The organism is Paenibacillus sp. RU5M (assembly GCF_900221055.1).
Lineage (GTDB): Bacteria > Bacillota > Bacilli > Paenibacillales > Paenibacillaceae > Paenibacillus > Paenibacillus marchantiae.
This window is the reverse complement of the sequence record NZ_OBQM01000015.1, coordinates 93,655-106,751: the sequence shown is the minus strand read 5'-3', so window position 1 is coordinate 106,751 and position 13,097 is coordinate 93,655. Positions and strand designations below refer to the sequence as shown.

Here is a 13,097-nt window from a genome sequence, read left to right as displayed (position 1 = left end):
TGTTACATTACAGTAGGTCAGTTGATCAAAAATCAAACTCGAATTGCTGCGTATTCCATTCGCCTTCACTCTCGTTCTGCTGCTTAATTTTAATCTGATTCAATTTAATATCATGATCATCTCGAACCTGGCTCGCAATCTCAACAAAAGTTTCAACTATATATTCGACCATATCCTTGCTGAATTGGGAGGTATCATATTCGACCTGAATTTCCGTCCCTGTAGGGCTCTCCAAGATTCCAAATGTAAGATCCATCATGGCGCTGCCATCATCCATAGTCTCATTAGCGACGATCTTCAATTCGTCAATATAGAACACAGAAGGCCGACACACTTCATAAGAAAACATGAAACGGAATAAAGGTGATCGTCCCGGAGCAGTAGCAATCCCAAGCTCTTCCACCAACTTATCCAACGGATAGAGCTGATGTTTCAATGCCTCCTGCATAATCATTTTTATTTGATTCAAATAGTCATTATAGTTCATACTTCCATGTGGCTTGCTGCGTACAGGTAATGTATTAACAAACATGCCCATGGTATCGGAAAATTCCTGCTCCACCCTGCCTGAGACTGGTGTTCCTACAACGATATCCTCAGATCCCCATAGCAAATGCAAGGTACATTTGTATAAGGTAAGCAGTACATTAAATAAGGTTGTTTTCTTGTCGTTTGATAAATCTGTCAAGTCTTCGAGGAGGGATTGGGGCAGGCTATATGAAACCGCTCCGCCTCTAAAGGACTGAACATGAGTATTTGTATTCAAGGCGATGGTAGGCTTAAAATCGCTAAAGGTCGTAAGCCAATAGTTTTTGTCAATGTCCAACATTTGTCGCTTGTAACGATCCGTTTCCCAATTCACATAATCATGATACTGGTATTCAATGGATGGCAATGTTTCTCCCCTAAGCAACGCCACCAGCTCACGTTCCAAAATCCCCATAGAGATTCCATCACTGATCAGATGTTGAATATTTATAACCAATACATGATGATGATTCTCTATCCGTATTACTGCTGCCGAGAAGAGTGGTTCTTCCCCAACAACATCGAAAGGCTGCAAAAACTGAGCCATCAACTGATCTCGCGTTTCGATTGTCGAATCAAACCAGTATAAAAAATTATCGTAATCTCCCATAAACTGCACAGGCATGCCTTTGTGATATCCAAAACGGTAACGCAATACGGAATGCCGCTCTATGATTGTTTTGAGAGCAGATTCAAGGCGTGAAAAATCAAATGCCCCAAACAAATCGAACTTACTTACAATGTTATACGACATCCCGATGTTAGGATGTTGACTCAGTAGAAAGATTCTGTTTTGGGCTAAAGATAATGGATACCGAGCTCCGGTAATTACATTCGTCGCTATAAGATTCTCTCTGTTCCTTCTGGACGATTTAGCAACTTCATTTGATAACGAAGCAATCGTTGGATTATCAAATACATCTTTGATTGTGAAGTAGATCTGATATTCCTTCTGCAAGAAATCCGCCAACTGCATAGCTTGTAACGAATTTCCGCCTAATTCAAAGAAATCATCCTCAATCCCGAATCCCTGCTTCTCCAAGAGATCAGACCAATAAACGGATATCTTCATTTCCATTTCGTTCCTTGGTAGAGTTATGGGATTCGCTTCCATACATTCGGCTAACTCAATCAACTTTCGACGATTTATTTTGCCGTTTAATGTAAGGGGAAATGTATTTAGATGTACATATTTATAGGGCACACTATAAGAAGGAAGTTTTTGATTAAGATGGCTTTTAAGCTCTTCGATTGGCAGCTGTCTCTGCGAAACATAAAAAGCACACAAGTAGTTATTTGGGTGTTCTCCCAATGGCAGAACCGAAGCTCCTTCAATCTCAGAATATTTCAGCAAATTTTCTTCAACGTCTGATAATTCTATGCGATATCCTCTTATTTTCACTTGATCGTCAATTCTACCAACATACTCAAGCTCCCTCTCAGACGACATTCGCATTAAATCTCCAGACTTGTACATTTTTTGATTCGCAGCGAATGGGTTGTCCAGGAACCTCTCTTGGTTGAGTTCTTCTCGGTTCAAATAACCTCTTGCAACACCTGCTCCACCCACATACAGTTCGCCTATTCCACCTTGTGGAGAAAGCTGTCCATCTTTATTCAGCAAATATGTGCTCAAAGTAGGAATCGGTCTTCCAACACTTCGATTATCCGTAGCCATCTCCTCATGTCGAAGTTCCTTATATGTTGTAAAAACGGTTGTTTCTGTGATCCCATAAATATTTAAGATCTTTATTTCGGGATAAGCTTCATGAAAAGCAAGTAACCTTATCGGGTGAATCGCTTCACCTGAAGAAAGGACATATTTCAAAGGCAGATCCACGCCTTGCCCCAAAATGACTCTAATTAATGCATACAAAGCTCCCGGAGTTTGGTTAAGCACGGTTACCTTCTCCCGAATTAGCAACTGCAAAAATTCACGGTTATCGTACACAGCCTCGTTTGGAACAATGACCAATCTGGCGCCTTTGAGAAGAGCCCCGTACATTTCCCATACTGAATAATCAAAGCTCAATGCATGAAACAGGGCCCAGACTTCCTGCTCATGAAATGGGAAGAACGGTGCTTCATTCTCAAACAATCTAACGATATTGGCGTGTGTGATCATAACTCCTTTAGGCTTGCCTGTAGTTCCAGATGTATAGATTAGGTATGCCAGATGTTCAGGTGTAGGGGCTATCGCCGGATTTGTTGTATCTCCGTTCTCATAAATCTCAACCAGATCACTCAAGCTTATTTTCTTTCCGGATGCATCGAATGCATCCCATACGTCAGATGGTAAGTCAGCGATAACAAATTCTGCACCGCAATCCTCCATAATGTAACGAATCAAATCATCAGAATACTTCGTATTAATGGGTACATATGCTGCCCCGACCTTTAGGATAGCCAGTATGCTGACGATCGCATGGATAGATCTGTCCATATGCAAGGCAACGAAATGCCCAGCAGATACGCCCTTGTTTAGTAAAGCATTGGCCACTTGGTTGCTACGTTCGTTCAGTTGACGATACGTAAGCGCTTCAACTTGATCGTTAACAGCAATATGATCAGGTACTGTTGCAACCTGTTGTTCAAAAAGATGCTGAATCGTCTTGCCAACAGGGAATTCCATCTGTGTACGATCAAACTCTCGGATGATATCGTCCACCTCTACTTGTCTCATAAAGTTAAGATTAGCAATTTTCTCATGAGGCTTTGACAAGATATCTGCAATTAAATGAACGAGATATTCACCGTGTTTTTCAATCGTATTTTTTGTATACAGACTGCTATTAAACTCAAGTTTAATTAACATGTCATCTGTATGTTCGAACACTTCGATCAGTAAGTCGAATTTGGCATCACCGCTCGGAACGACGTGTTCAACAATATCATCATGTTCATTCATTTGATTGTCTGCATGTGTCCTATTTTGCATAATAAACATGACGTCAAAAATAGGATTGCGGGATCGCTCCCTCTTGATTGAGAGATCGTCAACAAGCTGATCAAACGGATAATCCTGGTGTTCAAGATCATTCATTAATGAATCCGTTACTTCATTCAAAAAATCGGTAAATGTCTTCCCACCAGATGGGTAATTCCTTAAAGCGATGGTGTTTACAAATAAGCCCACACTTTCTTCAAAGCCGGGCTGAGTCCGTCCTGACACAGCTGTACCCAATAATACATCTTCTTGTCCGTTATACTTGTATATCATCACGTTATAAGCGGCCAGCAATACACTAAATAAGGTCGCGTCTTGACCCTTCGCCAATTCTCGAAGTGAAGCAGTCATCGCAGCGTTCAGTTCAATCCAAACAGTCTCGGCTTTTCCATCTTGTTCCGATGTTCTTGAGTAGTCAGGTAATAAAGTAAAATCTGTTCGTTCAGCCTCTAGTTTTCCATACCAGTACGCCTGATCGTCCCGAGATTTCTGCGATTCCATATAACTTTCAAACCATAAGGCATAATATTTATAAGAGCTGTAATTTGCTTCTACAGGCTCGCCATCATATAAAAGAATGAATTGATTGATTAAATTCAAGTTTGATATGCCGTCAGTTATGATATGATGCATATCAATAAATAAGTCAAAGCACTCTTCGGTTACTTCAAAAACAGAGACTCGCAGCAAAGGAGCATCATTCAAATCAAAACTTGTTATCCATTCGTCATCAGCTGGCTCAGATTGCCACACATGTACATTGAAATTCCACTCCTGCAATATGCTTGCCATGATGGTCCCATCCTCGACCGAAAAGCGTGTTCTTAGAATCTCGTGTTCTTTCAACAAACGATGAAAACAAGTCCGAAGCCTACTAGTATCCAACGGTTTATTAATCCTAAATTTCCCAGAGATATTGTACTTTGTACTGTTCATGTTCATTTGGTGCATTAGGAACATACGTGTCTGAGCAGGTGTCAACGAATATTGCGTAGACGTTGCTTCAAACATCGGTTCGAGTTCTTCAACAGAGGAACCCTGAACAAGTTTGTGTTTGATTAATTTTGCAAAATCGGCGGGTGTAGGATATAGAAATAACTCTTTGAGTGTTGCATTGATTCCCATTTCTTTTTTCAACTTAGAAATGAAGTTAGCCGCATATAGAGAATGCCCTCCAAGCTCGAAAAAGTGATCCTGTGGCCCAATGCCCTCAAACTTAAAAATCCCCTCCCATAGATGAATGATTTTCATCACTTCAGGATCTCGAGTAACTTGTTCTGAACTACCACCCGTTACATTCATTCGCTCTAGTAGATGATGTTCCACCTTACCACGATCAGAGAGAGGAAACTCCTCTAAAAAGACTATTTTTGTTGGCACCATATAAGGAGGTAAAGTCCGTGAGGCCCATAGTTTCAAGTCATGGTCCAATATCTTTTTCCCCTCAGTTACAACAACAAATGCACATAGAAATTTTCGATCTTCGGTATCTTTCAATAAGACAGCGACTTCTTCTATAGCATTATGAGATAACAGACATTTTTCGATTTCTTCCAATTCAATTCGATAACCATGCAGCTTTACCATTCGATCGTTACGGCCTAAAAAATCAATATAACCGCTCGATAACCATTTAGCTTGGTCTCCTGTACGATACATTTGTTCATTATGCAAAAAAGGATTCGGCACAAATCTGGACCGGCTCATATCCGGCAAGCGTATATAACCCGTGGAGAGGCCCTCTCCTCCAATTACGAGTTCTCCTGAAATGCCAACTGGCTGCAAACGATCATATTTGTCCAGAATATATGCCGTTTTATTCATCATTGGTTTACCGATAGGCGTAGTTTGCCAACTCTTGATCTCATTCAGGTTTACTTTGTAGTACGTTGCATCCACACAACATTCCGTTGGACCATATACATTAAATACTTCCAGATCTTCCTGCCCGTATAATTGAAACAAGTCCTCCAGCAACTGATGAGGCACCTTTTCACCACCAATTAATAAGCGGCGCAAAAATCGTGGTTGTTTGTTTTCAAAAAGAACAGATCTGATATAACTAGGACTGCCATTCATCATTTGAATTGCATGATTATCAAGGAAGTGAAGTAATTGCTCCTGATTCAAACGTTCTTCGTTTGTCGCAACGAATAGGGTGTGACCAAGCAATAAAGAACCGAAAATCTCCTCTATGGATTGGTCGAAGAAAAATGGCGCAAGCTGAGCCACATTTAGTTTCTTCTCAAAGGGTGCATATATTTCAAGAGATAGACCTCTTACTAGGTTGATAATACTCTTATGTTGCATCTCAACCCCTTTGGGCCTTCCTGTTGTTCCGGAAGTGTAGATAATGTAAGCTCCGTCATCAGACAGAACTGGATAAGTTAAAGCGCTCGGTTTTTGGTCCGAATCGGAAAGGGAAGCTTTGTCAATAAACAGACAGTTCATTCCTTCATAATTCCTGTCTTGTGCTTCCCAAAGTTTCTTCTCCGAAAGCAATAATTGAATACCGCTATCCTGCATAATATATAGATTTCGATCTTCAGGCGCTTCCGGATCCAAAGGAACATAACGTAAGTTAGATCTTAATATTGCCAGAGCACCAATGATGAACCATTCATTACGATCAAACAACAAACCCACTGCCGTTCCCTTAAGCAACCCCATTGAAATCATTTCATTGGAGAGATTGGTTGATTCCCTTAGAAGTTCTCTATAGGTCATAGTCCGTTGTATACTGACTACAGCAGTTTCATTAGGATGAGCATTAGCCTGTTGTTCAAACATATGAAAAACGGATGAGAACTCCGGCATGCTAGTAAGCTCCTGCCTACTCAATAACTTCCCTTTTTCCTGAGCAGTCAACATATCAAAATCTCTGATCAATTCCGTTTTTTGGTCAGCTACCAATTGGACAATTCGAAGGAAGTGGCCTTTAAACAAGTTGAGCAACTCCGAATCATAACGGTTACGATCATAAATAATGGATAGCTCAGCATGGTTAGTATATATATCAAATATCATTTCTAATGGATAGTGTGATTTTGAAGCAAATGTCACATTACTCACATTCATTCCTGTAATTTGATCGTTAAGATCATAAGAAAATTGATCCTCAGCAGGAATATCCCCATGATTATTAAAAATTAAGATGTGATCAATTAAATCCTGAGAAATTTCGCTTTCCCCCTGAATTTGGTGCAGCGGATAATATGAAAACTCTCTCGATTTGAACATGTCATTTTGAATGTTTCTAAGCAAATCTACCAGAGTTGTATTTGAGGTTGATATCACTCGCATTGGAATCGTGTTTAAGAATACCCCTAAGGCATGTTCGATATTCTCAATTCCGGGATCTCTAAGTGAAGTGACCAATCCGTATACAACGTCCTCCGAATTAGCGTATCGTTGTAACATCATTGCCCATATTCCTTGGAACACTACGTTAATCGTTACACGATATGCAGCAGCAACGGATTTTAAGTTCTTGAACAATTCTGGATCAACTACAAGTTTCAATTCTTTATACTCGGATATAACATCTTGATAATTTCTCTTTGGAATTGAATAATTGGAATCATAATTGGCCAAATAAGAATTCCAATAATCGGATGCTCCCATCCAATCTTGCTCATTCAACCATTGAATGAAATGGGCATCTGGCATACCCAACAGCTGGATATCCGTTCCACGGGCATGCAACACATTGTCATAATTAACCAAAAGATCCCTCAACAAAATTTTGAAGGAATAACCATCAATGAGTATATGATGATAACTGCAAATCAGTTTAAATGAGTTGTCGCTGGTCGAGAGGATAGAAAATCGTATGGGCGCTTCTTCTGATACCACAAAAGGCTTTGTACGGTCTTCAACCAGCAGCTTACATAAGAGGTCTTCAACATCGTCTCCCTCCAGTTTGGAAGCATCCATGTGATTCACTCTTGTGAATCCTTCCTTCCTGATTATCCTTACCACTTGATCAAGATCTTCATGTAAGAAAGTAGTTCGCATTACTTCACACCGTTTCGTGATGCCGTGCAAAGCCTCTATAAATTTATCGTATTGGAATAGTCCCTCGATCTGTACAACAAACTGTTCAACATATGTCCCATCAGGATGTTCATCGTTAATAAGATGGAACATCAATCCTGCCTGTATTGGGGGGACAACATCTATTCTTTGAACATCACTCATGGATGTGAACCTCCCATTTTTTTATTTTCTTGAATGATATGTTCCACCTGTTGCAATTGCTCATTATTTAATTGACCATATTGATAATGACTTCTCCGCTTGCTGGAAGGCACTTTTTTGCCAGTATCTACGCTAGGTATCGTACTCCGTCCAATACTGTTTTTGCTCGCAATGAGACTTTTAATGGTAGAGCGTTGGAATATATCTTTCACATCAATCTCATAATCTTTTTTCTTCAATAGTGCTACAACACGCATAGCTTTGATAGAATCTCCACCGAGTGAGAAAAAGTCATCAGAAATACTGATTTCATCACGGGCAAGAACCTGCTTCCAGACTTCAGCGACTAATATTTCTTCCTCACTTTGGGGAAGAACGTTCTCTTCCTCCACATAAAATTGCCGCAAATCCATTTTTTTTGCTGCACCCCGATCAATTTTGCCACTTGTGTTGAGGGGGATATCATCAACGAGAACAATGTTCCTTGGAACCATATACCGTGGTAACCGCCGATATAATATTTCACGAATATACTCTTTGTCAAGAGGTGGTTGAACAACAATTAGGGCGTGCAACACTGCATCTGACCCTTCCTGGAATTCACCTTCGAACACAACGGTTTTCACAACTCCCTCAATCGCACGGATGAAAGCTTCTATTTCCTCCAACTCGATGCGATATCCAGAAATTTTCACTTGATTATCTTTTCTTCCGAGGTATTCAAGCGATCCATCGGACCGTATGACTCCAAGATCTCCAGTTCTAAAGAACTTTCCTTGTTGTTGTCGCAGGTCAGAAGGAAGGTAAATAAATTTTTCGTTCGTTAGTTGCTCTCTGTTCAAGTAACCTCTCGAAACGCCACCTCCACCAATTACAATTTCACCTTGAATGTAAGGGGGCAAAGGTCTGAGTTTTTCATCCACCACATAGATCATTTCGCCGGGTAATGGGTTTCCGATCGGTATAAAATCACGCTTATTCTGCTCCACATCCAATAACGCCGACCAGATCGTTGTCTCCGTAGGGCCATAAGCATTTACGATTCGGGCATCCGTAATATGACGGAGCTTGTGGAACATTTCCACTGGAAATGCTTCCCCACCAATAATGATTGTTGTCAGAGATTTTAAAAATTCGTGTGATGATGAATCATTTAGAATATGTTGTAGCCGAGAAGGAGTGGTTTGAAGATAATTAATGGGTCTCATCTTCTCCTTATGAACTTGAAGCTTCTCATATTCTTTGAAACTCTTCATCCTTAATTCGTTTAATCGTTCTAACCCTTCCAAGACTTTTACAGAATCAATTCCAAAATCAATCAGGCTTGCAATTTCATTGACTCCGATATGAACAAGCTCGTCTACCATGACTTGACATGTCTCTACCGTTCCAAACAATGCTGCTTTATTCCAATATCGTTCAAAAGCAAATTCATACATTTCATCTTCTGACTCAATGTTAAAATCCTCGTGGAGTTTATCAATCAATCTTTGAACAAGTCCGGCACTAGAACGCAAATAGTTACAAAACGGCTCTTTAACTATTTTCTTTACTTCCTCAAGTTCATCACCCAAGTAAGTATGGATCATCAGAGTTACCTTGCCTGTATCTAGAGAAAACCCCGATTCCAACAGGGATTTCCTGTAAATATCGATATTACTCCTTAACGTTTCCAAGTCTTGTCCTAGTAGATGTGTAAGTACGTTAGCACCTATTTGCCCAGCCTTCTGAAATGTATCTGGATTTCCTGCAGATGTGATCCAGATCGGCAAGTTTTCCTGAACAGGCTTGGGATATACACGCAGTGATGTGGTTTGACCTAATCCATTGATTCTACTAATCTCTCCACCACACCATAATGTTTTGACTTCTTTTATTTGTTTGTACATGTGTTCCTCTTTGTTCTCAAATCGTTCCGGTGCCAAGCTAAAATCGTCTACATGCCATCCTGATGCAAAAGATACTCCTACTCGACCAGAGGAAAGCTGGTCAATCATGGCCCAGTCTTCAGCGATATGCAAACTATCTTGTAAAGGGGAGACAATGCTGCCCGCTCGAATATGGATTTTTTGAGTGACAGCTGCTATAGCAGCACTGGTTATCGCAGGATTAGGAAACTTCCCACCGAACTCATGAAAGTGACGTTCAGGCGTCCATACTGCTTCAAAATCATGTTTATCTGCAAAAATGGAAGATTCAAGTAACAATTGATACTCGTTTTCAGGCTGCTTATCCCGATTCGCATTACCAAAAAAGTAGAGGCTGAAATCTAGTTTGCGGGACGTATTTAAGTAAGTGTCGTAGCTTTCAAATTGTTCATGGTCATCTACTTTTAATACAACCTGTATCCCGTTACATAAAGTCCATAACAACTCCAGAACGGAAATGTCAAATGAAACGGTCGTAACCGATAGTAAAGCATCCTTCGTACTCGGTTTAAAGTAATCATTTAAACTCTCAAAAAACTGAATAACGTTTCGGTGCTCGACCATAACGCCTTTTGGTTTTCCTGTTGAACCAGACGTATAGATGACATAAGCTAGTGAGCTGGCATCATGGGTTCTTGAATCCATGATTATAGAACTCGAACTCGAAGAAAAATGCCAGTCTTCTAATGTAATAAGCCTCATGGGGAAGTCATAATTTTCAGGGATTGTATCCGTTACCAAGGCGATCATACCACTATCCTCAACAAGGTATTGAATGCGCTCTTCGGGCAATGTCGGGTCTATTGGTACATAAGCTGCACCGGCTCTTAACACACCCAAAATAGCAATAATTAACTCAGCCGAACGTGGTAAACATATTCCTACCCTGTCATCTGCTCTAATATCCAATTGATTGTGAAGGAAGTTAGCAAATGAATCGACCCTTACTTTTAATTCTGCGTAGGTAAGAATATGGTTCTTATATACCAACGCTACATCCCCTGATTTCTCCACGCAAATTTCATCGAAGATTGAATCTAGTGTTTTCTCCTTGTAAGCACGAATCGACTCTAGGTTTGATAAAGGTTTCTGATCCAGATTCTCTGCTGTCACATCAGGTAAATACCAGAGCTTCTCCAACTTCATCTGAGGGTTGCTCAACATTCGGTTTAATATATGGATAAACTGATCTGATAATCCTTTTATGAATTCATCTTCAAAAATCTCTCTATTATAGCTGAAATTAAACTCAACATCTCTTTCCGATGGCGTAACCGTTAGTGTAATATCGTATGGATTAGTCTCATGAACCTCATAATTCAGGATAGAAATGTTATGATTTTTCTCCATACTTTCTATATTCATAGGGTAGTTTTCAATGACCACAACGGTGTCAAACAAACGATTTATCTTCCCAAAACCTGACCATTCATGAATTCGAGTCAAAGGTGTGTGTTCAAATGCAATGCCATCATGGAAGCGACCGGCACACTCCTGTAATACCTGCTGTACATTAGCTTCAGAACTGTGTTTGAACCTAAAAGGGATTGTATTGATAAAAAGTCCTATTGTTTCATCAATAGCTTCGACTTCCATATTTCTTCCGGAAACAGCCACCCCAAACAGCACATCTTCACTTTGTGCATATTTCTGAAGCAAGATTCCCCATGTAGAATAAACAGCCATGGCCAGTGTACTTTGAATGGTAGAAATGTTATGCATAATCGAATCTTTATTATTTTCGCCAAGATTGATTTTGTAGTTTGTGAAGGAATCTATATTCTGATTATGTTTCTTAAATAAGGAGGTCTTAACTGCTCCATCTAAATAGCTTGTCCAGTAAACGCTTTCCGAATGACTGCTCGTATGTCTTAAGGCTTCAATGAACTGGCTGTATTTTGCTTTTTCTTGAACTACGGAATAGGTGTCGTCTTTTAACAGATGTTTATATACTTCTAACCATTGCTCCATAAAGAGCATATTGGACCAACCATCCATCAGAATATGATGAAATGCGACGACGATATGCCATTCTTCCTCACAGGTTTTTAACAGACCTATATGAAGAGGAGCATGCATAATATCAATTTTTTCGCGCAATGACCCTAATAGTTCATCAACACCTTGTGGATCTTGAGAACCGAGTTGATCACTCCATAAATTGGTGAAATTGAACGGCACATGATACTCCTTTAACACTATACGTATAGGTCTTTCTATTTTTTCCCACCGAAAAACGGTTCTCAACGTGTCATTTTGAACTGTTACATGATCTAATGCCCTGCGAAGAATCTCTTCGTCTAGGAATGTAGCTTTGATGTGATAATGGTATATTACATGATGCTGCTGTGGATTAATCATATGCTCAAAAAGCATCCCTTCTTGCAGAGGGGATAGATCTGTGACCGCTTCCACATTTTGCTTGGAAATCTTCATGTCCATGTCGAAACACCTACATTATTTTTCATTTTAGGCTGTATCAACCTAGATTCAGCACTCTTTCTACTATCTCTCGACTTTCGAAGGTCTCGTGTAATATTGATTCGTTTGAGCCAACGATCTCTGCCCGCATATTTGGGGCTGAATGGTTTTCTTCCATGGACAGCACGATAATTATCAACAAACAACATGTCTCCCGGTTTCAGTGTAATATCCATAATTGAATCTTCTATCTGGGATACGATATGTGCCATAGCTTCTCTGGCTAAGTCATCTTTCTCATCTATAACTCCCATAAAAAACGGGTCTAGCCTTATATAGGGAGAGTCGTAGTTACCGAATAAAATAGATAAAGGCTGCTTCGATGAATAATTAGCTTCAAATTGATCAAAAATCTCTGATGAATCTTGTCCCACATTATTTTTGCTAAAGTGAGATTCATCAGGCAAAATATAAAATCTCGGCTCAAACAAAACATCCTTGTACTTCTTTTCCAGATTTAACATATCTATAGATGCATAAGTTGTTGCAACTGAATCCGGATTCCGTAAACAAAACAAACCGAGATAATCAGCCCGATATTCATGAAAGGCTTCTTCTGTATGCCACCAAAGTAACGAATTACTCCCTGAGCCCAACTGCTCATTCTCATCTCCCTTTACAGGAAGTATATTGTGAATGTAATATCCTTGTTGCTGGGTCCCCCATCCAAACAAATCTCCTAGAATCGACCCACATAACGAAAAAAAGATTTCTACCTTTCGTGTTAATTTAGGATCTGGCCGTTCTCTCCAATGGGAGGGTGTTAGACCGATATCATCATCATTAACTGGGAATCCGGATATAACGAGATGAGATTGTTGTTCCGATTGTTTAAAATCAATTAATTTCTTCTTTAGTTCAAAAGGTAAATTATATCCCCATAGAGCTGCCTCCATTAAGTAACGGTCCGTCTCAAGATCCGTGTCTGCGGGAATAGATTCAACGAGTTCATAGATCTCATTGAGTTCACTAGCCGAAAGAATATACCTGTTCATTGTTATCATCTCTCCTTT

At 39.9% G+C, this 13,097-nt stretch carries 3 protein-coding genes; all 3 read right to left on the bottom strand.

Going from position 1 to position 13,097, the window contains the following annotated elements; genetic code table 11:
- Nucleotides 1–25: 25 nt before the first annotated feature.
- From CRO25_RS29285 to gntD, 3 genes are read right to left on the bottom strand one after another with little or no spacing between them, the layout of a single operon-like run.
- Nucleotides 26–7,675 (bottom strand): non-ribosomal peptide synthetase, encoded by a 7,650-nt coding sequence (locus tag CRO25_RS29285; protein ID WP_079697384.1) that lies wholly within the window; start codon nucleotides 7,673–7,675, stop codon nucleotides 26–28.
- Nucleotides 7,672–12,045: a MupA/Atu3671 family FMN-dependent luciferase-like monooxygenase gene (locus CRO25_RS29280; RefSeq protein WP_079697383.1), complete on the bottom strand. Its 4,374-nt coding sequence runs from the start codon at nucleotides 12,043–12,045 to the stop codon at nucleotides 7,672–7,674. The genes CRO25_RS29285 and CRO25_RS29280 overlap by 4 nt, the downstream gene beginning before the upstream one ends.
- The gene (gntD, locus tag CRO25_RS29275) at nucleotides 12,036–13,079 is read right to left on the bottom strand and encodes a guanitoxin biosynthesis L-enduracididine beta-hydroxylase GntD (RefSeq protein ID WP_179132295.1); all 1,044 of its coding nucleotides are present in this window, start codon (nucleotides 13,077–13,079) and stop codon (nucleotides 12,036–12,038) included. The genes CRO25_RS29280 and gntD overlap by 10 nt, the downstream gene beginning before the upstream one ends.
- Between the last annotated feature and the right edge of the window lie 18 nt (nucleotides 13,080–13,097).

What these genes read in the sequence shown, in the direction of transcription:
- CRO25_RS29285 (WP_079697384.1), bottom strand. Translation starts at nt 7,675, where the DNA reads ATGAGTGATGTTCAAAGAATAGATGTTGTCCCCCCAATACAGGCAGGA.
- gntD (WP_179132295.1), bottom strand. Translation starts at nt 13,079, where the DNA reads ATGAACAGGTATATTCTTTCGGCTAGTGAACTCAATGAGATCTATGAA.
- CRO25_RS29280 (WP_079697383.1), bottom strand. Translation starts at nt 12,045, where the DNA reads ATGGACATGAAGATTTCCAAGCAAAATGTGGAAGCGGTCACAGATCTA.